At 44.5% G+C, this 23,306-nt stretch carries 22 protein-coding genes; 9 read left to right on the top strand and 13 right to left on the bottom strand.

Going from position 1 to position 23,306, the window contains the following annotated elements; translation table 11 throughout:
* Positions 1-27: 27 nt before the first annotated feature.
* On the bottom strand, positions 28-2,028 hold the full coding sequence (tkt, locus tag GCHA_RS11630) for a transketolase (protein WP_007988365.1): 2,001 nt from the start codon (positions 2,026-2,028) through the stop codon (positions 28-30).
* Between the two features lie 277 nt (positions 2,029-2,305).
* Between tkt and metK the strand changes: the two genes are divergently transcribed.
* On the top strand, positions 2,306-3,457 hold the full coding sequence (gene metK / locus GCHA_RS11625; protein WP_007988362.1) for a methionine adenosyltransferase: 1,152 nt from the start codon (positions 2,306-2,308) through the stop codon (positions 3,455-3,457).
* 247 nt (positions 3,458-3,704) lie between these two features.
* A complete protein-coding gene (locus GCHA_RS11620; protein WP_007988360.1) occupies positions 3,705-4,514 on the top strand; it encodes a M48 family metallopeptidase in 810 nt (269 codons plus the stop codon).
* Between the two features lie 79 nt (positions 4,515-4,593).
* Here the strand turns inward: GCHA_RS11620 and GCHA_RS11615 are convergent, their stop codons facing one another.
* Positions 4,594-5,421 carry a mechanosensitive ion channel family protein gene (locus GCHA_RS11615; protein ID WP_007988358.1) on the bottom strand — a complete coding sequence of 276 codons (828 nt, stop codon included), beginning with the start codon at positions 5,419-5,421 and terminating at the stop codon, positions 4,594-4,596.
* A gap of 317 nt (positions 5,422-5,738) precedes the next feature.
* Here GCHA_RS11615 and GCHA_RS23040 point away from each other — a divergent pair, with 317 nt between their 5' ends.
* The 3 genes from GCHA_RS23040 (at position 5,739) to GCHA_RS11605 (ending at position 8,392) form a co-directional block, all read left to right on the top strand.
* The gene (locus GCHA_RS23040; RefSeq protein ID WP_007988356.1) at positions 5,739-5,897 is read left to right on the top strand and encodes a hypothetical protein; all 159 of its coding nucleotides are present in this window, start codon (positions 5,739-5,741) and stop codon (positions 5,895-5,897) included.
* A gap of 161 nt (positions 5,898-6,058) precedes the next feature.
* Complete coding sequence (locus tag GCHA_RS11610) at positions 6,059-6,787, top strand: 16S rRNA (uracil(1498)-N(3))-methyltransferase (RefSeq protein ID WP_007988355.1); 729 nt, start codon at positions 6,059-6,061, stop codon at positions 6,785-6,787.
* 225 nt (positions 6,788-7,012) lie between these two features.
* Entirely contained in the window at positions 7,013-8,392 is a 1,380-nt protein-coding gene (locus GCHA_RS11605; RefSeq protein ID WP_007988353.1) for a sensor histidine kinase, read from the top strand.
* A gap of 74 nt (positions 8,393-8,466) precedes the next feature.
* Here GCHA_RS11605 and GCHA_RS11600 read toward each other — a convergent pair whose 3' ends face one another.
* The 11 genes from GCHA_RS11600 to GCHA_RS11550 all read right to left on the bottom strand — a co-directional run bounded on the left by GCHA_RS11600 (position 8,467) and on the right by GCHA_RS11550 (position 18,030).
* Positions 8,467-9,555, bottom strand: coding sequence for a glutathione S-transferase family protein (locus GCHA_RS11600; protein WP_007988351.1), 1,089 nt, complete (start codon positions 9,553-9,555; stop codon positions 8,467-8,469).
* Between the two features lie 272 nt (positions 9,556-9,827).
* Positions 9,828-10,937 (bottom strand): alpha/beta hydrolase, encoded by a 1,110-nt coding sequence (locus tag GCHA_RS11595; protein ID WP_039992411.1) that lies wholly within the window; start codon positions 10,935-10,937, stop codon positions 9,828-9,830.
* A 66-nt stretch (positions 10,938-11,003) separates the two neighbouring features.
* Complete coding sequence (locus tag GCHA_RS11590; protein ID WP_007988347.1) at positions 11,004-11,747, bottom strand: glutathione peroxidase; 744 nt, start codon at positions 11,745-11,747, stop codon at positions 11,004-11,006.
* A gap of 152 nt (positions 11,748-11,899) precedes the next feature.
* The gene (gene yacG, locus GCHA_RS11585) at positions 11,900-12,130 is read right to left on the bottom strand and encodes a DNA gyrase inhibitor YacG (RefSeq protein ID WP_007988346.1); all 231 of its coding nucleotides are present in this window, start codon (positions 12,128-12,130) and stop codon (positions 11,900-11,902) included.
* A 31-nt stretch (positions 12,131-12,161) separates the two neighbouring features.
* Positions 12,162-12,914, bottom strand: a complete 753-nt coding sequence (gene zapD, locus GCHA_RS11580; protein WP_007988345.1) for a cell division protein ZapD — start codon at positions 12,912-12,914, stop codon at positions 12,162-12,164.
* Positions 12,915-13,047: 133 nt separating this feature from the next.
* Positions 13,048-13,662 carry a dephospho-CoA kinase gene (coaE, locus tag GCHA_RS11575; RefSeq protein WP_007988344.1) on the bottom strand — a complete coding sequence of 205 codons (615 nt, stop codon included), beginning with the start codon at positions 13,660-13,662 and terminating at the stop codon, positions 13,048-13,050.
* On the bottom strand, positions 13,659-14,555 hold the full coding sequence (locus GCHA_RS11570) for a prepilin peptidase (protein WP_007988343.1): 897 nt from the start codon (positions 14,553-14,555) through the stop codon (positions 13,659-13,661). Before GCHA_RS11570 ends, coaE begins: the two co-directional genes overlap by 4 nt.
* A 105-nt stretch (positions 14,556-14,660) precedes the next feature.
* A complete protein-coding gene (locus GCHA_RS11565; RefSeq protein WP_007988342.1) occupies positions 14,661-15,866 on the bottom strand; it encodes a type II secretion system F family protein in 1,206 nt (401 codons plus the stop codon).
* Positions 15,867-15,931: 65 nt separating this feature from the next.
* The gene (locus tag GCHA_RS11560; protein WP_007988341.1) at positions 15,932-16,378 is read right to left on the bottom strand and encodes a pilin; all 447 of its coding nucleotides are present in this window, start codon (positions 16,376-16,378) and stop codon (positions 15,932-15,934) included.
* A gap of 205 nt (positions 16,379-16,583) precedes the next feature.
* Entirely contained in the window at positions 16,584-17,426 is an 843-nt protein-coding gene (nadC, locus tag GCHA_RS11555; RefSeq protein ID WP_007988340.1) for a carboxylating nicotinate-nucleotide diphosphorylase, read from the bottom strand.
* 67 nt (positions 17,427-17,493) lie between these two features.
* Positions 17,494-18,030, bottom strand: a complete 537-nt coding sequence (locus tag GCHA_RS11550) for a retropepsin-like aspartic protease family protein (RefSeq protein ID WP_226992108.1) — start codon at positions 18,028-18,030, stop codon at positions 17,494-17,496.
* Between the two features lie 67 nt (positions 18,031-18,097).
* Between GCHA_RS11550 and ampD the strand changes: the two genes are divergently transcribed.
* The 4 genes from ampD to aceE all read left to right on the top strand — a co-directional run bounded on the left by ampD (position 18,098) and on the right by aceE (position 23,295).
* On the top strand, positions 18,098-18,685 hold the full coding sequence (gene ampD / locus GCHA_RS11545; RefSeq protein ID WP_007988338.1) for a 1,6-anhydro-N-acetylmuramyl-L-alanine amidase AmpD: 588 nt from the start codon (positions 18,098-18,100) through the stop codon (positions 18,683-18,685).
* A gap of 45 nt (positions 18,686-18,730) precedes the next feature.
* The gene (ampE, locus tag GCHA_RS11540) at positions 18,731-19,543 is read left to right on the top strand and encodes a beta-lactamase regulator AmpE (RefSeq protein ID WP_007988336.1); all 813 of its coding nucleotides are present in this window, start codon (positions 18,731-18,733) and stop codon (positions 19,541-19,543) included.
* Between the two features lie 215 nt (positions 19,544-19,758).
* Positions 19,759-20,514, top strand: a complete 756-nt coding sequence (locus tag GCHA_RS11535; RefSeq protein ID WP_007988334.1) for a GntR family transcriptional regulator — start codon at positions 19,759-19,761, stop codon at positions 20,512-20,514.
* 108 nt (positions 20,515-20,622) lie between these two features.
* Positions 20,623-23,295 (top strand): pyruvate dehydrogenase (acetyl-transferring), homodimeric type, encoded by a 2,673-nt coding sequence (gene aceE, locus GCHA_RS11530; protein ID WP_007988330.1) that lies wholly within the window; start codon positions 20,623-20,625, stop codon positions 23,293-23,295.
* The last annotated feature ends 11 nt before the right edge of the window (positions 23,296-23,306 follow it).

Genomic DNA, 23,306 nt, shown 5'->3' with positions numbered 1-23,306 from the left:
TTTATTGTTTCAACTGAAAGGCATTTCCTAACAATTCAACAATCCTTGTGCTTTCTCAGCCACAGCATCAGCCGTGATACCGAAGTGCTTAAGCAGTGCCGCACCTGGTGCAGACTCACCAAAGGTAGACATGCCCACTACTGCACCATCGAAACCAACATACTTGCTCCAGTAATCTACATGAGCTGCTTCAACCGCTACTCGAGCAGTAACTGCTCTTGGCAGTACTGATTCACGATAGCTGTCATCTTGCTGGTCAAACACAGAGGTGCTTGGCATAGACACAACTCGCACAGCAACACCTTTGGCGCTAAGTTGCTCAGCGGCTTCCATGGCAACGCCTACTTCAGAGCCCGTACCAATTAAGATAACTTGAGGTGTACCTTCGCAATCTTTTAGCACGTAGCCGCCTTTAGCCACGTTGGCTAATTGCTCAGCATTACGCGCTTGAGCAGGCAAACCTTGACGACTGAAGACTAGGGCACTTGGGCCATTTTTACGCTCTAAAGCGGATTTCCATGCAACGGCGGTTTCAGCGCCGTCACATGGACGCCACGTAGCGAGATTCGGGGTTAAACGCAAGTTAGCCAATTGCTCGATAGGCTGATGCGTTGGGCCGTCTTCTCCTTGACCAATTGAGTCATGGGTATACACGAAGATATTAGGAATGCCCATCAATGAAGCCATACGAACCGCATTACGTGCATATTCCATAAACATAAGGAAGGTCGCACCAAATGGACGGAAACCACCATGCAAACCAATACCGTTCATGATGCCGCTCATGCCGAACTCACGCACACCGTAGTATAAGTAATTACCGCTGGCATCGTCAGCTGTCACGCCTTTAGAGTTTGACCAAAGGGTTAAGTTTGAACCAGCTAAGTCAGCTGAGCCCCCTAAAATTTCCGGCATGATCGCAGCAAATGCTTCAATTGAATTTTGTGACGCCTTACGACTTGCCACATTTTCCGCTTTTTCCTGAGATTGCTCGATGAACGCTTGGGCTTTTTCTGCGAAATCAGCAGGTAAATCACCGTTTAAACGACGCGTTAATTCAGCCGCTAATTCTGGGTGAGCTTTCTCGTATGCTGCGAGTTGTTCATTCCACTCTTGCTCTAACTCAGAGCCTGATGCTTTTGCATCCCACCCTGCATAAATATCTTCTGGAACTTCAAATGCAGCATGAGGCCATTTTAAAAATTCGCGGGTAGCGGTGATTTCATCAACCCCTAAAGGCGAGCCGTGAGAGTCATGGCTACCTGATTTATTCGGTGAACCGAAACCTATAACCGTTTTACAGCAAATCAATGTTGGCTGAGTGGTATTGGCTTTTGCTGTTTCAACCGCTGCTTTAATCGCTTCTGGATCGTGTCCATCAACATCAGCAATGACCTGCCAACCATAAGATTCAAAACGCGCAGGCGTATTATCCGTAAACCAGCCTTCTACATGCCCATCAATAGAAATACCATTGTCATCCCAAAACGCAACCAACTTGCCTAGGCCTAACGTACCCGCCAGAGAGCACGCTTCATGAGAGATACCTTCCATCAAACAGCCATCGCCTAAGAAGCAATAAGTGAAATGGTCAACAATATCGAAGTTCTCTTGATTAAATTGCGCCGCCAATACTTTTTCGGCTATCGCCATACCAACCGCATTGCTAATACCTTGGCCTAACGGGCCTGTTGTGGTTTCTACGCCAGGCGCATAACCATACTCAGGGTGACCTGGTGTTTTTGAATGCAATTGACGGAAATTCTTTAACTCTTCAATCGGTAATTCATAACCCGTTAAATGCAGCAACGAATAAACTAACATCGAACCATGGCCGTTAGACATAATAAAGCGGTCACGGTTAGCCCAATTTGGGTTCGCAGGATTGTGCTTTAAAAAATCGTTCCACAATACTTCGGCTATATCTGCCATGCCCATAGGGGCGCCTGGGTGTCCTGAATTAGCCTGTTGTACTGCATCCATACTAAGCGCACGTATTGCGTTAGCGAGTTGTTGACGTGAAGGCATGTGGTCTCCTGATTATTAATGACTGGTTGACGCTCGCTGTTAAAAGAATCCATCAAAATGTAAGCTAGCGATCGATAGCGCTACATTCTGGCTTAGGGCTGGCCTAACTGCAACGACAAAACTTAACGAAAGCCCATTTGTGATTGACTTTTTTTATTGGAACGGTTCGTTTACGCCCAGCCGTTTGGACGTCTAGAAGTAAAGACTGGTATTTTTGATCTTAATCAGTAAAATGTCACTATATTCATCAGACCATTTTATTTTATAAGGATCCTACATGACTAAGCATCTTTTTACTTCTGAGTCGGTATCCGAAGGGCACCCAGATAAAATCGCAGATCAAATCTCTGACGCAGTACTCGATGCCATTCTCGCGCAAGATCCCAAAGCTCGGGTCGCTTGCGAAACATACGTAAAAACTGGCATGGTCATGGTAGGCGGTGAAGTCACAACCAATGCATGGGTTGATATCGAAGAGCTCACTCGCAATACCGTGCGTGAAATAGGCTACACCCATTCAGATATGGGTTTTGACGCAGATTCATGTGCTGTGCTAAATGCCATCGGTAAGCAATCGCCTGACATTAACCAAGGTGTAGACCGCACTCGCCCTGAAGATCAAGGCGCTGGAGATCAGGGGTTAATGTTCGGTTACGCCAGTGATGAAACCGACGTACTGATGCCTGCACCTGTAACTTATGCACATCGCTTGGTAAAGCGTCAAGCTGAAATCCGTAAAAGTGGTCAACTAGATTGGTTGCGTCCTGATGCGAAGAGTCAAGTTACCTTCGTCTACGAAGACAACGTACCTGTCGGCATTGACGCCGTTGTTCTTTCAACACAGCATTGTGATTCTGTTAGTACTGAGCAGTTACGTGAAGCCGTAATGGAAGAAATCATTAAGCCCGTGTTACCGGCTAAGTGGCTCACAGCACAAACAAAATACTTCATTAATCCTACCGGTCGTTTTGTGATTGGTGGCCCAATGGGTGACTGTGGCCTGACGGGACGTAAAATTATCGTGGATACATACGGCGGTATGGCGCGTCATGGCGGCGGTGCTTTTTCCGGTAAAGATCCATCAAAAGTAGACCGCAGCGCAGCATACGCTGGGCGCTATGTAGCGAAAAACATTGTTGCCGCTGGTCTAGCAAAACGTTGTGAAATTCAAATTTCTTATGCCATTGGGGTGGCTGAGCCGACCTCTATTAACGTTGAAACCTTTGGTACAGCTCAAGTATCAGACGAAGCCTTGACAGCATTAGTGCGCGAGCACTTTGAGCTTCGTCCTTATGGTTTAATCAAGATGCTTGATTTAGAGCGCCCAATTTACCAAGCTACTGCTGCCTATGGTCACTTTGGCCGTGAAGAGTTTCCTTGGGAAAAAACCGACAAGGCCGAGGCCTTGCGTGCGGCTGCAAATTTGTAGTCAGAAAGAAGTTTGCTGACAGCAGTTCAGCTGTTAATCCAAATAGCCAGAAAAACGTATCATGCTAGTGCTGATACGTTTTTTTTTGCTCTAAGGACTTCATGAGTATCTCAAGAAATACTCAGGCGCTGCTAAAGAGTTACTCGGGAGTTACTCGGGAGTTACTCAAGAGTGGCTATTAACCCAAACGACATAACAAGGTAGTATCACACTTATTCCATTTACATTAATTTACAGGAAGTACGCTATGACATTTTCGTTAAATAAAGTACTCACCGCCGTCTGTGTTTCCACACTACTATTAACCAGCTGTGCTAAATCACCATTAGGGCGCAACCAACTCAAGCTGTATTCATCTGATCAGTTAGCTAATATGGGCCAACAAACCTTTGATGGCATGAAATCAGAACAAAAAGTCTCACAAACCCCAGTTACAAATCAGTTCGTATCCTGTGTAGCCGATGCCATTACCAAGCATGTGCCTCAATCTGTGTTTTCTGGCGAGTGGGAGTTGGTGGTATTTGACGAGCCTCAGGTCAACGCTTTTGCGCTTCCAGGCGGTAAAATTGGTGTATATACCGGATTACTCGAGGTGGCCGAAAACCAAGATCAGTTAGCGGCTGTTATCGGGCACGAAATCGGACATGTCATCGCAGAACATGGTAATGAAAGAATGTCTAGTAGCACACTGATAGGCATAGGTATGGAAGCAACCAATCAGTTACTACAAGCCAATCAAATTGCCAATAACAATATGATCATGGCAGCCATTGGTATGGGGGTACAAGTAGGGGTGCAATTACCTTTTAGCCGAACGCACGAAACCGAAGCAGACCTTATTGGCTTACAGTTAATGGCCAAATCAGGCTTTAACCCTCAGCAATCCGTCAATTTGTGGGAAAACATGGACAAAGCCAGCGGCGATAACCGCCAAGCAGAAATCTTATCAACCCACCCTGCTCCGCAAAGCAGAATAGAAAAGTTAGGTGAAAACATGGCACCCGCTTTGGCTATGTATCGCCAGACGAGTGAGCGCCCACAGTGCAAAAAGTCATAGAGTTTGCAACGCCTAAGCACTTAGCAACAGACATAAAAAATGCCGCTGAATAAGCGGCATTTTTTTAAGGCACAGAAGTTTATTCTGCGTCTTTGTGAAGATGCACATCCATTTGCGGGAATGGAATTGAAATACCTTCTTGGTCGAAACGTAATTTAACCGCTTCAGTAAAGTCGAATTTAACTGCCCAGAAATCCGCCGCTTTTACCCAAGGGCGTACGACAAAATTAACACTGCTATCAGCAAGCTCAGCAACAGCAATCGTTGGCGCTGGATCTTGAAGTATACGAGAGTCTGCAGCGGCTAATTCTTTTAACACTTCTTTGGCACGCTTAAGATCTGCGTCGTAACCAATACCCACTACCATATCAACACGACGTGTTTCTTTCGCAGAGTAATTAGTGATAGTGCCGCTATAAATTTGCCCATTAGGTACGATAATTTCTTTATTATCACCACTGGTCATAATAGTCGTGAAGATACTGATGCTTTTAACCACACCGGCTGCACCGCCAGCTTCAACAAAATCACCTGCTTTAAATGGACGAAATACCAATAACATAACGCCAGCAGCGAAGTTTTGTAATGAACCTTGTAAAGATAAACCGATGGCTAAACCAGCGGCACCTAAGATAGCGACAAGAGACGTTGTATCAACACCTAATTCGTTTAACGATGCGATGATGACGAACAGCATGAGTATCGCGTTCAATATCGCTTTGATAAAGTCAACCAACATATCGTCGTATTTAGAACGCTGCATTACCTTGCCGAACACGTTAATAATAATGCCAACGACTATTTTACCTACGATATAAATCAAGATGGCCATTACGATATTAATTCCCCAAGGAATTACGTAAGTGTCCATCATTTGGGACATCTGTTCTGAGTCAAATTCAAACATATATTTCTCCATTTGTTTCATTATTTTTCAATGGCTACTCCGATTCCTCAAGCCACCACACCTAGCATAACCGTGCAGGTATTATTCAATATTACATATCGATTAAATAACACTAATTCAGTGCTTTTTAAGCACGCTTAATATACCTGTAATTTTAATTAATTATATTGTTTTTGTTTACAACTTTTGGCTACTACCCTTTAGTTGTAAGCGTTTAATGAAATATTGTTGTCTTTTTTGAACATGCTTTAACGTTGATGATATACTCATCGGGTCGATTCGCTCGACTAGGCATAATATTTTTAAAGGAATTGAAAATGATGCTACTCGTAATACTTGCGACAATCGTTGCAGCACTCTTGGCTTATTCGTTATTTAAAGATACGGGTAAGAATACAAAACATGCACGCAAGGGGGCTAACGCCATAGCTCAGACGTCATCTTTAGGTGCTGGTGAGGTTGCAGAAGTAAACTAAATTAAATACTCGATAGGCTTGAACCCCCTATCGAGTATTGTTCTCGCAAAATCCCCTTAATTTAATCCTCTTATTAAATTGCAGTTTACCTGCGCCGACACACTTCCCTCATACAAAGACTCCTTGATACCATAGGCGCAAACTGACTAACTGTTTGAACTATGCGAATTTCAAGAATTTACCACCCGGGGGCTCTGCACTCAGATCAAGAGCTGGAATTAACATCCGACGCCAGCAATCATGTTGCTAATGTTTTACGCTCAAAAGTAGGTCAACCCGTTGTTCTCTTCAATGGCGATGGCAATGAATACAGCGGTGAGTTTATTGATGTTTCAAAGCGCAAGGTGCGAGTGCAAATCGACGCAAAACTCAGTATCAGTCTTGAGTCGCCGTTAAGCATCCATTTAGGCCAAGGTATTTCACGCGGCGACAGAATGGATCTAGTGCTGCAAAAGTCAGTTGAACTCGGAGTGGCTGAGATAACACCACTGATCACTGAACGCTGCGGAGTAAAACTAGACGCACAGCGCTGGCAAAAGAAACACGCCCAGTGGCAAAAAATTATCATTGCAGCATGTGAGCAATGCGGACGAAATGTTATCCCGACACTGCACATGCCTACCGAATTTCAAAGCTGGGTGAATCAATCCACTCCGGCGCTGCGCTTAACACTGCACCCTAGAGCCGAAAAGAGCTTTCGTCATACGGCAGTAGGAAGTGACGGCGTGAGGCTGCTTATTGGCCCTGAAGGTGGCTTTTCAGATCAGGAGCTATACCAAACAGAGCAAGGCGGATTCCACACGGTACAACTAGGGCCACGCGTTTTACGTACAGAAACCGCTGCAATCACCGCTATTAGCGCCCTTCAAGCGATTTACGGCGACTTGTAACCATTAACACTTTCTTTACTTGAGGCCTTAATGTGCTATTTTGAGCATTCCAAACGCGATGAAAATACGCTAAATGGCAATACAAAAAACAATGTGCATTGACGATGCATTTTAAATCAAAGAGGTTTAGGCTGTCGCTCTGCATGTAGATAGCCTTAGATGTAAAAACCCAGATGTTGAGGTAAGGTAACGTGATGAAGCATATAACGATTAGAGCGCATAACCTTGGCGACTGATATCTTCAAATCACAAGTGCTTGATGCCCTTTTATCTAAAAGCTCATCCGCTGTAAGCAGCTTGGTCATATTGCTGCAAGAAACCCTTGAGGCGCAATACACTGTGCTATGGCGCACTGAGCAATACGTTAGTGTGTCAGTTGAACTCGCTTTAACAACTCCCCCTACGCTAATCGATGCCATTTTGGCGTTAAATGATACTCAAGCGAAAAGTGCTCCTCATTGCGTGCTTAAACACAGGCGCAGTGAACTGACAACGCAAATTAGCGGTCATGCTGATTGGGCCCAACTGCATAGCTGTGCAGCAGATTTAGCCATTGAAAACTGTTTAGCACTACCCATTACAGACAACGTAGAAAGCATACTGGGGGTTGTCACCCTGTTTAATGTTGCGCACACCGAGTTGACCGAGCAACAACAAAAGCGCATAGAAATATTATGTTCTGCTATTTCTCAAGTACTCCAACAAGTCGCATCTGAGCGACATTTGAAATCACTGCAGGATGCCCATAACGCACGCGCTGCTGAGCAACGAGTAGAACTGAATGAATCGAATTTATTGCTCAAAAAAGCCATTAATCAACGCAATCGTATTCAAGAGCAATTAGTTGAAATGGAAAGCATGGCTGCATTAACCACTATGCTATCTAGCTTAACCCATGAAATGAACACGCCTCTTGGAGCTGCTATCACTGCCACTTCGCATTTGCAGGAATTGAGCGCTCAATCTGAAGCGAAATTTGAAAATAGTAATCTTAAAAAATCTGATCTGAAAAAACTTTATCAAGACACAACAGACGCGCTCGCTATCGTGCAGCGCAATGTATTGCGCGCAGATCAACTCATGCGTAATTTCGAGCAACTAGTTAAAGACCAACATCATCATACTTCTCGTGAGATAAACCTTTGTCATTACATGACGGAAGTATTGTTATCCCTTAAACCAAAACTAAAAACCACTCAGCATCGATTTTGTTTAGATGTTCCCAGTGATTTAACGCTCGTGTGTCACCCAGGAGCAATTGGCCAAGTTTTAACACATTTGATCTTAAACTCGATTGAACATGCCTTTACACATGAACAGTCGGGCAAGATCAGTATTCAAGCATATAAAACCCACGTCGATTCTGGCGCTTCATTAACCATTATTTATTCAGATAATGGGCAAGGTATGGAGCCAGAGCGCGTCGCTAATCTGTATAAGCCGTTTTTCAGCCTAGTTAATGGCAGTAGCGAAAATGGGCTTGGCATGCATATCTGCTACAACATAGTGGTAAAACTCTTAAAAGGCACAATTGACTGCCATTCTTCAACAAACAATGGCGTGCACTTTGAAATCAATTTTCCATTAAATACCAATCCGCATTAATAAGTGACCGCCTCAGAATGCGTCCAGCGGTTTTTGATTAAGGCGTCGCTATGTAGTAATGGTATAACACACCACTAAGCAAAAACGAGCTTGTTATTCAAAATTGCAACTCGGTCCTGCACGCTCATTTGTATGTACTGCTTGCCTCCCACGCTATCTAACAGGGCCAAGGCCCTTTCTTTGTCATCTTCGTTTAATAGCTGGAATGTGTCTAACACCCTTTGCAACTTATACTGATGAAAACTAGATATTGCCCGTTGCTCTGAAACGCCGCCAACATGAAAGCTGTGTTGCCCTATACTACGTGGAATAACCTGCTCATCAGAATGCGTTTTTCGCCACTCACTCAGTTTACTCTCTGTGTCACTTAGTACCGGCCATTGTTGCTCAAACATGTCTTGTAGCAAAGGCAACAAGGTATCAGGAATATCATCGTCAGCGATAAACTCCCCTAACGGCACATTCGATTGATTCATTCGTTCAACCCAAGCAACTACATGGGGCGCTATGCGTTTCATCAGCTTGCCCGGAGCAGGATCTCGATATAGGTGAGCGTATAATGGCCCCATTAATGCAAAATCCCCGACACACGGGCGACTGCCCAATAAATAGTCATGCTCAGCAAAATGACGATTCAAATGATGCAGCACGGTGTTTTCATACCAGTTTTCTATACTGGGAATGGTTTGCGCAGTGATACCTAATATCGGGACAAAACCACTGAATTTTTTCGCCAGTTTCTTGCCAAAATACGCACGAATAAAACGCGGGAATTTGGCGGCAACCACTTGGCCAAACTCTTGATATATAAAAGGGAAGTTCTCTTTGTTCCAGCGATAATGCATTGCTGGGATAACCAACCATTCGTCACTCCACAAGGCGAATAATTCGCTGACTAAGTTCTGCGTAGACCCAGTTGAAATAACCGTTCTTTGTGAGTTATGCGTTTCTAAATATTCGATAATACGGGCGGTATCTTGTAGGTATTGACCGTTAGGTGTTTTCACAACCGGAATAAACGTCACACCTGTATTAGGACGTATTATTTTTTTATACACGCCGATAGTACTAAGAACCTCTTTGAAAGGCAGTTGCTTAAAGCGTAAATAAGCGCGAATTTTTCCCGTATAAAGAGAGACTTCAGAGCCATACAGAGTATACATATTCAATTACCCACAAAAAATGAAGGTATTAGACTAATACGTAAGTGCGACAGTTATTATTTTGTTCATTGATAGTAAAATATAACTATCCCTTGAGCATTTGTTTCACATCAGGCGCTACAGCGTAACAGGAGCGCCTCTGCGGAATAAGGCGCCCGCTGCGGAATAAGGCACCCGCTGCGGAATAAGGCGCTCGCTGCGGAATAAGGCGCCCCGGCGAGTAATAGAGAGCATCTGAGTAAATGGCCTCGCATCACCAAGCCATACAAAGGTTAGTACTGTCGAATAAACTCGTTCATTGCCTCAAGCATTTCTGCATGCTGTGGGTTCGCACTGGGAATACTGCAAGGTAAAATCTCAGTCACTTGGCTTTCGTCAAAGTTCATCTGTTTAATTTGCGCTTCGTTTACCACAACGTCGGCATGACATACATCAAACTCCTTATCCACAAGAAATAAAGTGTTCTGCCCTTTATTGTATGCCATTAAATCTTTGACACCAGAAATGGGCGTAGTGTTGTCTGCTTCAGAGTGCGCCGCGAAAATAGCAATATCTAGCGGCTTTTGCTGCTTTATCAAATCACGTACCGAGAATATGACATCGGTCAACTGAAACGCGGAATAACGCGCCACACTGGGATACTTAAACGGGTTAGGGCCCATAGATTGATAATCGCCGTCTAAAGTTTTGGCTAACCACTTAATACCCCATATGCTCGCCATGGTTTCTACACTTGAATCTAGGGCCAGTGCACCTGAAAAAAGCAATAACCCTTTCACTTCCCCCGGATGCTCCAGAATGTATTCGGCAGACAACGCACCGCCAGTTGAAAAGCCCCCTAAATACAACTGTTCGCCAAACTCAGGAGCCAGAGCAATCATTTCTTGTACGTTACTGCGCCAACGCGCCGCTAATTCAGGATCTTGCATATCTTGATCTGCATCTTTTTTACCATGCCCAGGTAAAAGCGCGACTAAAACGTTGTGGCCTTGCTTATGTATAGCTTGCGCCACCGTTGTTAGAAAAAAAGGGGAATCACTTAGGCCATGAAAGAGCACGAATACTTTTTCGGTTTTATGAGTGTGATGCAGCACAAAGGGAGCATTGCCTTCGTTTTTCAATTGACTCGAGCAGGTAGCATGACGCGATTCGGTTTGAGATTGACAGCTTACTACGCCACCGAGCTCAGTTTGGTACAACTGATCAAAGTGAGTTAAACCAGTGTCGAGCGAGGCATCCGCGTGAGAGGCGAACGAAACGCTAACAGCGGCGATTAAAAAGGGTAAAAATACTGAGTGAATCAATCTCATAGGGTACACGTCTGAGCAGTTAGTCTTAGCCTTATCATATCTGGCAGCGCCAATGATTGCTACGCTTAGAATGTAAGCAACTTCCATAAAAAAAGGGCTAACATTGTTAGCCCTTTAAGCATCTATTTAATAATAAACTTACTTGTTAAGGAAGGTAGCTAAATCATCACTACCACCAATGTGTTGGCCATTGATGAAAACTTGCGGCCATGTGTCATTGCCTGAAATAGCTTTCATACCTGTGAAAGTGATTTCTTTACCCATGACTAGCTCTTCAAACTCATAACCTTTTTCTGTTAGCAACGCTTTGGCTTTTGCACAGAATGGGCAGCCTGGTTTGGTAAAAATTGCCGCAGGAGCTGGTTTTGTTGCATTAGGGGCAACGTATTCCAGCATAGTATCAGCGTCAGATACTTCAAACGGGTCGCCAGGTAAGTCAGGCTCAATAAACATCTTGTCTACTACGCCGTCTTTTACCAACATAGAATAACGCCAGCTGCGCTTGCCGAAACCAAGGTCAGCTTTGTCTACTAATAAGCCCATACCATCGGTGAACTCACAGTTACCATCAGGCAACAAGCTAATGTTTTGTGCTTCTTGGTCTTGTGCCCAAGCATTCATAACAAAGGTATCGTTTACAGAAACACATACGATTTCATCAACGCCATTGGCTTTAAATACTTTCGCCAGTTCATTGTAACGCGGTAAGTGTGTGGAAGAACACGTAGGCGTGAACGCACCTGGAAGAGAGAATACTACGACCGTTTTTCCAGCAAAAATTTCATCCGAAGTGCGTTTTTCCCACTCGTCATTCACGCGAATTGGGAAAGTTACATTAGGGACACGTTGACCTGATTTATCTTCAAAGTTTGGATTAGACATAATATCTCCAGTTGTTTAAGGGGTTAATTATTTTGATGGGGCTAATATAGCTCAGCCGATTGAATATAAAAAACAATTAAAATCTATCGATGAAATCTAATAAAGCGATTAAGGGCAGTATGCCCTCTCACACCGATGTACTTTGCCTAGCATCACTGTTTAAAAAAGTCATCGCTTTGCTCACTGAGCATCGCTTCAATCTCTTCTATATCAGGTAATTGTGACATTTCTGCGTCTTTCGACGGACCACAAGGGATCGCTTTTTGTTCATCAGCCCACTCACCTAAATCAATAAGTTGACATTTTTTACTGCAAAAAGGCCTAAATGGACTTGCTTGATTCCACTCAACAGACGTTTTACAAGTCGGGCAATTGACCTTCATCACCAGCTCCTTTCTTCAACACTTATTATGACTAACAACAGGCTAACTTACAGGTCACCTGTTCATCAACTGTGGTGCCACCTTGTATATTCGGTGTGAACAACATAAACCGAATAGCGTAGCGATATTTGTTGCCACTTAACATAGGGTAATAACCTTGGTCTGTAGCGCTTATCACTCGGATCAGCTCATTCTTGTCATCAGCGACCCCTTGATAAAACCCTTTAGCTGCTTCTATTGTACTAAAGCGCCCTCGTTCACGTAAAAATGCCAATATGATTTGTAAACCTCGGTCGATCAAATCGATCTCAGACATCCACCCTTTAATATCATTTTGAATACGTTCGTGAGGTTGCTGTAACCAGTAATGCAGGCTGGGTAAATCAAAGCTGCACGTTCCACCGGGTATGGCAAAACGCTGACGAATAGCCGCTAAAAACCGATCTTCCTTAAGATCGGAGCCAAACTTTTTGGCACTTTTGAGCTCTTCGCGCAGCCGAAGAATTTGTTGTAGCGCAGATTGCAACGCATCATTATCAATATTCGGATGCTGAGACCATAACACCAAGTTTTTCTCATGCGCCTCAATATCTTTCAACACATCAGTGCGTAAATCTAAGCGTTCGAGCAAATCTAGTAAGGTGAATAAGGAAGATAAAAAGTGGATATATTGCCCATTTTCAGTGGCTTGTTTCACCTGGTTTAATTGTTGAAAAAGTTGCTCTAGGCGCAGATAGGTTCTGACCTTTTCATTGAGCGGAAATTCATAAATAGCTTGGGGCATCACTCTCTCAAAAAGTTGTGTGAATATAGGTAAGCGAAACGACACTAACAATTTGACAACTAAATAGGCAAATTGTTTAGTTTTAGATTTAACCCGTCGACACTGCTAAAAGACGTCGTTTATCAGCGTTAAATCAAGACTGGGCGACAGCGTTGGCAAACTGTAAATAACGCTGATGGAGCGCTAGTACTTGTTTTGTCAACTCACTTTCGTTGCCACTATTATCTATCACGTCATCAGCAACCTCAAGTCGTTGTTGACGGCTCGCTTGCGATGCCATAATAGATTTTATTAATGCTTCTTCTGCTTTATCTCGCGCCATGCTTCGGGTTAGCTGAATTGACTCGGGCACGTCGACGATTAAAACACGATCGACATTTTTGTAACTTCCGTTTTCAATCAGCAAGGGTACGCTCAACATACAATACGCTGACGTAGCATCTATGGTCTGACGCAAGGTTTCTTGCCTAATCAAAGGATGCAGTAGTTCGTTCAACCAACTTTTGGCCTGCTCGTCACTAAAAATAATTTCTCGTAACGCTCTTCTATTCAAACATTGGCCTTGATCCAGTATCTGTGAGCCAAACTTATCTACAATGGCACGTAGGCCCTTCGTTCCAGGGGCAACAACGTCTCTGGCAATAACATCTGCATCGATAATATCCACATTCAGTTTGGCAAATGCATTGGTCACCGTTGTTTTGCCACTACCAATGCCACCACTAACACCCACAACAAACTGACTCATAAACCTACCCACTGCCAATATTTAGTTGAAATCCAATCCCCGTAAAGCAGGGTCAACCAACCGGCAATCGCTAAATAAGGACCAAACGGGATCGCCTGTCCTTTATCTTTGCCCTGAAAACTCAAAACACTTATGCCGATCACTGCCCCAACCAAAGAGGACATCAAAACGACAATGGCTAAATACTGCCACCCCATCCACGCACCCAGCGCGGCAAGTAACTTAAAGTCACCGTAACCCATGCCCTCCTTACCCGTAAGCAGCTTAAAGGCCCAGTACACAGACCAAAGGCTCAAGTACCCAACGGTTGCTCCAATGATCGAATCGGCACTGCTTACGGCTGGGTTTACTATGCTAAATAGTAACCCCATCCACAGTAGCGGTAAGGTGAGTTGATCCGGTAAAAGCATGGTATCAATATCGATAAAAATCAGCGCCACTAAGATCCAGGTCATTACAACACCCGCTAACGCTGACCATGAATAGCCAAAGTGCCACGCAATCCATACTGAGCAAAGTGCTGTACCTAACTCGATAAGCGGGTAACGAATAGAAATAGCATTTTTACATTGACTGCACTTTCCTCTGAGCAGCAGCCAACTTATCACAGGGATATTTTCCCAGGCGCGAATTTTATGCTGACATTTAGGACATGTAGAATCAGGTTTAATCAGATTGAAGGGGGTTGACTCCGTCGAGTCAGTATTCGAGCCTAGAGTGGATACATCTGTTTCAAAATGCGCTTGAAAGTCCGCTTTCCAGCTTCGCTCCATCATAACCGGTAACCGATAGATCACGACGTTCAAAAAGCTGCCTACCATCAAGCTGACGATGAACACAAAACTGAGAAAAAATAGCGGTGAGTCAGCCATCAGCTGAAAAATAGCATCCATTACACAAAGCTTTTAAAGGCGATTAATGTGGGCTAGCTTGCCAGAAAAGGTCATACGAAACTAGGCCTTAGGATACTTTGCGTAACCGTTGCTGGCTTTTTAACCTTAAACTACATTGCCCATTTCAAAAATAGGGAGATACATAGCGACAATTAAACCGCCAATGACCACGCCTAACACCGCCATTATCATAGGTTCAAGTAAGCTAGTGAGACCATCTACCATATCATCAACTTCTGCTTCGTAAATGGTGGCAATTTTGCTCAGCATATCATCAACAGCCCCGGCTTCTTCACCGATAGCCACCATTTGGGTCACCATATCGGGAAACACTGCTGTGGCGCGCATAGCAGTATTCATTTGTGTACCACCGGCCACCTCTTTTTTAACAAACAAAATAGCGTCCCGGAAAACCGCATTTCCCGAGGCGCCTGCAGCAGAATCTAACGCCCCTATTAACGGCACGCCCGCAGCAAATGTCGTCGCTAAGGTACGACTAAAACGGGCCACTGATGCTTTTTTAAGGATTTCGCCAATCACGGGGATTTTTAGCATTTTGCTGTCAAGGCTGTCTCGCAGACGTTTTGATTTTTTATAGGTTTTGCTAAACAAAATCCCAGCCACCACTAAACCTGCAGCGACAAATAATCCGTAATCTTGCAGAAAACGAGATATGGCTAAAACAAATTGGGTGAAGGCCGGCAACTCGGCACCAAAACTACTAAAAATCTCTTCAAACTGCGGCACCACAAATATGAGCAAGATAGTGGTTACGATAAAAGCCACCACTATTACCGCCACAGGATAGAACATGGCTTTTTTAATTTTCGACTTTAGCGCTTCTGCTTTTTCTTTGTAGGTGGCGATGCGGTCATAAATGGTTTCTAGCGCACCGGATTGCTCCCCTGTGGAGACCAAATCACAGTATAAATCGTCAAATTGGTCTGGGTGTTTACGCAGCGCGGTTGAAAAGGGATTACCGGCTTTCACTTCGCCCCCAATTTCACCAAGCATTTTACGCATATTGGGGTTGTTATGACCGGTCGCAATCATGTCTATGGTTTGAATCAAGGTCACACCGGCGCTTAGCATAGTGGCAATCTGACGAGAAATAATACTGATGTCCACTGGCTTGATTTTTTGCCCACCGAAGAAAGGCTTTGCCAGCTTTTTCACTTTCTTGGCTGAAACGCCTTGTCGGCGCAGTAGGTTTTTTGCCTCTAAAACCGATACCGCACTGATCTCCCCTTTTACAGTTTGACCTTTACGGTTCGCTCCGCTCCAAGCAAAGGTAGTGGTGGCTTTAGGCATAGGGCACTCTCTTAAATGAAAAAGCCCAGCGAAAGGCTGGGCGAAAAAATCATTACACTAGCGGATTAACATAAGTTAGCAGCAGTACAGCCGCCTGATGTCGCCCAATTAACAGAGCCTGCTGCAACGGTACCAGTAAGCACGTAAGTTTCAGCTGCGGTCACGCCCGACTGTACATTAGCGTTAGGTGTTACTGTCACAACATAACCAGCGGCTTCGGTTCCAGTGATAGCGACTGAATTGACTAAATCACCTGACGCCCAACCGGCTTGATCTGCAATATCGTCACAGTTCGCCGGGATACCGGTTTGCACACAAATCTCCACCGCTGTTTTAGCTGGGCCTGCTGCTGATACCACTTCACTGAAACCCGCTTTTGCTGTGTAGGTTTGATACGCAGGTAAAGCAATCATGGCCAAAATACCGATAATGGCGACCACAATCATTAATTCAATTAAAGTAAAACCACCTTGTTTTTTTGTCGCTACTGTATTCATATCAATTGTGTTCATGAAGCTCTCCTGCACTCGTTCGGTGCATATGTCGTTAAGTTGGCCTTAGTCACCAATTTGTAACAAGGCGTGTTGTAATTTCAAAATTAGTATAGAACGCTCCGACCATCTGACAAGTATGCAGGGCTATACCTAGGTGTATGAAATTAGTAACTTAACTATTTGAGCTGGCTCATTTGATAATCATCACAGTGGATAACAAAAATTACCCTACCACGCGCAAGGACAAATCAATGGCCTGCACATGTTTGGTGAGCGCACCACTGGAAATATAATCTACTCCCACTTGCGCCAATTCAGCAATGCGCTCCTTGGTGATATTGCCAGAGACTTCTAGCTTACTTTTACCCTTGGTTAACACCACCGCTTGACGAGTATCATCTAGGGTAAAATTGTCTAGCATGATGATGTCAGCATTGGCATCTAATGCTTGGCTGAGTTCATCTAGGTTTTCAACCTCAACTTCCACTGGAATGTCTGGATGCATTTGACGGGCTTTTTCGATGGCGTTGGCAATCGAACCACACGCTAAAATATGATTTTCTTTGATCAAATACGCATCGTACAGCCCAATACGGTGATTTTTACCGCCACCGCAGGTAACAGCGTACTTTTGTGCTAAGCGCATACCTGGCAAAGTTTTGCGTGTATCTAATAATTTGGTTTCACTGTCGCCGAGGGCCTTCACGTAATCCGCCACAACGGTTGCTGTACCACTGAGGGTTTGTAAGAAATTGAGCGCGGTACGTTCTCCCGTTAAAATCATCCGCGCATTACCACTGATTTCACATAAAACAGTGTCGGCTTTAACGTGCTGTGCATCCTCTACTTTCCAGTCAATTTTAATGCCTTTATCAAGTTGTTGAAATGTGGCATTTACCCATTCTTTTCCCGCTACAACGCAGTCTTCACGGGTGATGATATTCACTTTAATATGCTGCGGCTCTGGAATAAGGTTCGCTGTAATATCTCCGACGATGCACTCTGAGCCGCCTAAATCTTCGAGTAATGCAGCCTTAACGGCTTGTTGAATAGCGTGTTGTAACATATTGACTCTTTATATAAATATGAAATATTAACCAATGAAGAAAGCGTGAATTCCTGCGCAAGTTCTATCACTCGCTACGCAGTATCAGTTGCTCACCTCGTTGAGCGAATTCTACTTGTTTCAGGGCACTCATCCCAAGCAATATCTCATTGCCCATCATGCCTGGATTTAAATGTGCAGAGACGTTTCGCAAAACAATCCCACCAATTTGTAACTCATCAATGCTGGTTTGAGCAACGCGTAAGCGCCCATTGGCCGTTTGCACCCATGCTTGCCGGCCGGGCGTTAAGCCAAGTGAAGGCCCAAGTGCGCTGGGAATTGACACATTTGTAGCACCTGTATCGAGCATAAAGACAACAGGCTGGGCGTTGATCAAACCACTGGTGACATAATGGCCATAGCGATTTTGCTGCAGTTGTACCTCTATACGCTCACCGCGTATCTGGCTTTTTGGAGAGCTATTCGGGTTCAACTGCTGCGCAAGTTGTTTGTGAAACAATAAGGTCAATAGCCCAAGTCCAGCGGCCCAGGCGAGTATCAACATCCATTTCCCCATGGGGCTTTGGCTCGCTTGAGCGGCCTGCGATGATCCATCTTTTGACATATTCGATTCGACTTTTACCGTGTGACGTTAAATAATACCAACCTTATTGAGATTTAACAGGGCTGCTGTGTTGTCTTCCCCATTGCCAAACGAATTTCCCTACGCATTTACCATCAACCAGCACGAGCTGCTCGATGTACGCCAACTCACGACCACACATAAAGATCAACGCCCTGATCCCCGCGATATTTCTTTGCTGGTTATTCACAATATTTCATTGCCGCCTAATCAATTTGATACGCCCTACATTGAAGACTTTTTTGCCGGCAAACTTGACCCCAAGGCGCATCCGTATTTTCAAGTGATACATGAAATGCGCGTATCTGCACACTGTGTTATCAAACGTGATGGAGAACTGATTCAATTCGTGCCCTTTGATGAACGTGCTTGGCACGCCGGCCTTTCTAGTTTTCAAGGACGCCAGCGATGCAACGACTACGCAATAGGCGTTGAATTAGAAGGGGCTGATCACATCCCTTACACAAATCAGCAATACACTGCTTTGCTCAAATTAAGCCAAATACTTATGCATACTTACCCTAAAATCACCCTTGGGCGAATAGTAGGCCATAATGATATTGCTCCTGGGCGTAAAACCGATCCAGGGGTTGCGTTCGACTGGCAACGCTTTCGGCAAGGTTTGGGTTTGCTTTAAAACGTAAAAATAACAATAACTAAAACAAAAAAAGAGGAATTAAACATGACCTTGATCAGTTTACTGCTGGTACTGTTTGTGGAGCGTGTTACAACGAAATCCCGCTATTGGCAGGCGGATTTCTACAGTGCAAAATACTTAGCAGGCTGGCAAAGACGTGACGGATTAGCGGGGGAAACCTCTGTACTCTTACTGCTGCTTATCATCGCGCTTCCTGCGATTATTGTATTTTGCATACTAACCTTTGCTGTTGGGCAGATTATCGCGTTCATTCTTAGCACGGGTATACTCATGGTATGCGTGGGCTGCCCTAACGTTCGCGCCACGTATAAATGTTATCTACAAGCGGCTAATCGCGGTGACATTGAAGCCTGTAGCTTATACGAAGATCAAATCTGTGAAAATCAGAATATCCCCGCCACTTTCGGTCAAAATCTCGTCTGGCAGAACTATCGCCATTATGCTGCTGTGATTTTATTCTTTGTGATATTCGGTGCCGCCGGCGCTGTATTTTATGTATTGGCGCGGGCCGTTCAATCGCAAATCGGTAACGAAAACCCACACGCCAATCAAATCATCCACGTACTGGATTGGCTTCCAGTACGCATTACCTCCCTTGGCTTTTTGTTAGTTGGGCACTTTTCTAGAGCACTGCCAATTTGGCTAGGACACTTCTTTGCAGTCAATCTTTCTGCCAAAAAATTGCTTGTTGATGTCACCCAAGCGGCAGAAGAAATAGAACCAGATGAGCGCGATTACACAGAAGAGCCCTGCACCTTAGTTAAATTAGCAAAAAGAAATATTTTGTTCTTAATGGCTGTTATTTCAGGATTAACCTTAGGTGGCTGGCTGAGCTAACAACTCAGACCAGTCAGTGCAAAACGGCTAAAACTCCCGCAATTTGGGTAGTCCGTCAGCTTTTTTTTACTTTATTCAGCACTTTTAAAGCAATTAGACATTTACCCAATGGCGATACTGCTCTAAGCTATTGGGTTAATTGGTCTTACCAATTGTCCAATTTGTATATTTAGCGTCTAAATGTACGGTTTAAAAGACAGGAGCGGTGAAGCGACATGCAGCATGTTCGTACAAAAAAATTGTCTGACGAAATAATGGAACAAATAGAATCCATGTTGATCGACGGCACTTTTCTTTCTGGACAAAAAATGCCGTCGGAACGTGAACTTGCACTCAAGTTCGCTGTGTCACGCCCTTCCGTTCGAGAAGCCATACAAAAATTGGAAGCCAAAGGATTAGTTGAACGAAAGCAAGGCGGTGGTACGTTTGTAAAACGCCGGATGAACACCTTGATCACTGACCCGTTAATGGCCCTGTTAACCACTCGTCCTGAAACGCAATTTGATTTATTGGAATTTCGTCACGCCCTCGAAGGAATGGCTGCTTATTATGCTGCGCTACGAGGACAGCAAAGTGATTACGATGCGCTGCAAGATGCACTAGAAAACTTACCTAGCGCAACCCAGCAAAGCGATCACAATAGAGAAGCTGAAGCACTGGTTGAATTTTATCTTACGATGGCTGTCGCAGCACATAACGTGGTGTTGTTACATGTTATGCGCAGCTTCGAAGCGCTATTGAAAGATAATATTTATCGGAACTTGGTTTTTTTATCCGCTTACCCTGAAGCTCAACTGATGATTAACTCTCAGCGCAAAAACATCGTGCAAGCCATCATTAAGCGCGATCCTGAATTGGCGCGTGAGGCAAGTAACGAACACCTTGGATACATTGAAAAAACTTTGTTAGACATTAACCGTCAAGACATGCGTATGCAAAGAGCGTTACGCAGAATAGAAGTAAAAGAGTAATCGTTTTAAGTAAACAATGAATCGCTTTTTGTCTTCAATTAACGCGAAAATCGCCACACTGAAGTCAAAAATAAATTTAATAAACAACTTTTAATATAGGAGAGCACCATGGCTGATATGATGCATCCGGATGTGGATCCACAAGAAACGCAAGAATGGTTAGATGCCCTTGACGCAGTACTAGAAGAGGAAGGCATTGACCGTGCGCACTATTTGCTAGAAAGCTTAATCGAAAAAGCCCGTCGCAGTGGTGCTCACTTGCCCTATGATGCGACCACAGCATATATCAATACGATCCCAGCAGGTCAAGAACCTACCATGCCTGGCGATCAAACCATTGAAGCTAAAATCCGCAATGCCATTCGTTGGAATGCGATGATGATGGTGCTTCGCGGCTCTAAGAAAGATTTAGAGTTAGGCGGCCATATTTCAAGTTTTGCCTCTTCAGCCATGCTGTACGATGTTGGCTTCAACCACTTCTTCCGTGCACCTAACGAAAAAGATGGTGGTGACTACTTGTTCGTACAAGGTCACGTTTCACCAGGCATATATTCACGTGCGTTCATTGAAGGGCGTTTAAGCGAAGACCAACTTGATGGTTTCCGTCAAGAAGTCGATGGGCAAGGCGTATCGTCTTATCCGCATCCGAAATTAATGCCTGATTTCTGGCAGTTCCCAACTGTATCTATGGGCTTGGGCCCGATGCAGGCGATTTATCTAGCACGCTTCCTTAAGTATCTTACCAGCCGCGGTCTTAAAGACTGTTCAGAGCAACGCGTATGGTGCTTTATGGGTGACGGTGAAGTAGATGAGCCAGAAAGCTTGGGAGCAATTGGTCTTGCGTCTCGTGAAGGCCTAGACAACCTTACGTTTGTCATCAACTGTAACCTTCAGCGTTTGGATGGTCCGGTACGTGGTAATGGCAAAATAATCCAAGAGCTGGAAGGTACGTTCCGCGGCGCAGGCTGGGAAGTATTGAAGGTTATTTGGGGACGCTACTGGGATCCACTCTTAGCGCGTGACTCATCAGGTAAATTACTTGATTTGATGAACGAAACGGTAGATGGCGAATACCAAAACTACAAAGCGAAAGGCGGTGCTTACACTCGCGAAAACTTCTTTGGTAAATACCCTGAACTAAAAGACATGGTGTCAAACATGTCAGACGACGACATTTGGCGTCTGAACCGTGGGGGTCACGATCCAGTTAAAGTTTACGCAGCTTATAAGCGTGCTACTGAAACCAAGGGTCGTCCTCAGGTTATCCTAGCGAAAACCGTTAAAGGTTATGGCATGGGTGCAGCTGGCGAAGGTAAAAACATCGCTCACAACGTTAAGAAAATGGACGTTGAATCTGTTCGCGAATATCGCGACCGTTTCAATATCCCTGTTGCTGATGAAGACGTAGCAAACCTGCCTTACTACAAATTCCCTGAAGACAGCGAAGAAATGAAGTACATGCGCGCACGTCGTGACTCGCTTCATGGTTACATGCCGGTTCGTCTTGCGAAAAGCTCTGAAGACTTACCCGCGCCACCCATTAAAGCGTTTGAGTCGATAACCAAAGGCTCAGGTGATCGTGAAATTTCGACCACTATGGCATTTGTTCGCGTATTGACCGTGATGCTTAAAGACAAAAAAGTCGGTTCTCGCGTTGTTCCTATCATTCCAGATGAGGCCCGTACCTTTGGTATGGAAGGCTTGTTCCGTCAAGTAGGTATTTACTCGAACGGCGGCCAAAAATACGTTCCTCAGGATAAAGACCAAGTCGCGTATTATCGTGAAGATGAAAAAGGGCAAGTACTTCAAGAAGGTATTAATGAGCTAGGCGCAATGGCTTCTTGGGTTGCTGCCGGTACATCATACTCGACAAACGACTTACCCATGATCCCAGTTTACATCTACTACTCTATGTTCGGTTTCCAACGTGTTGGTGACATGGCATGGGCAGCGGGCGATAGCCAGACACGTGGTTTCTTAGTTGGCGGTACAGCCGGCAGAACGACCTTGAATGGTGAAGGCTTACAACACCAAGATGGTCACAGCCATATCCAAGCAGGCTTAATCCCTAACTGTATCTCTTATGACCCCACTTATGGTTATGAAATTGCAGTGATTGTGCAAGACGGTATGCGTCGTATGTTTGAAGAACAAGAAAACGTCTTCTACTACCTAACCGTAATGAATGAAAACTATGTTCAACCAGCTATGCCAGATAACGTTACCGAAGGTATCGTTAAAGGTATCTACAAGCTTGAGCATCAAGGTAATGCCAACAACAAGACTAAAGTGAAGTTACTTGGTTCAGGCACAATCTTAGAGCAAGTACGTGAAGCCGCTAAGATATTACATGACAAATTCTCTGTTGCTTCAGAAGTATACAGTGTGACCTCGTTCAACGAACTAGGCCGTGATGGTATTGACTGTGAGCACTTTAACTTGTTGAACCCTGAGCAAGATCAGCGCATTCCTTACATCACTAAGGTATTGAATGACGGTTTTGACGGCCCAACCATTGCAGCAACAGATTACATGAAGAGTTATGTAGACCAAGTGCGCGCATTTGTTCCTGGTCAATACAAAGTGTTGGGTACAGACGGTTTTGGCCGCTCTGATAGCCGTGCGAACTTGCGTCATCATTTCGAAGTAGACGCAAAATTTGTGGTTATTGCAGCCCTTCGTGAGTTGGTTACTGCTGGTGACATCGACAAAAAAGTGCTGGTAGATGCCATTGCTGAGTTCGGTATTGACCAAAACAAAATTAACCCGCTTTACGCATAACCATTGAGGAT

This window comes from Paraglaciecola chathamensis S18K6 (assembly GCA_000314955.1).
GTDB lineage: Bacteria > Pseudomonadota > Gammaproteobacteria > Enterobacterales > Alteromonadaceae > Paraglaciecola > Paraglaciecola chathamensis.
Note: the sequence above shows the minus strand (reverse complement) of the source record. Positions and strands in the feature narration are given on the sequence as shown.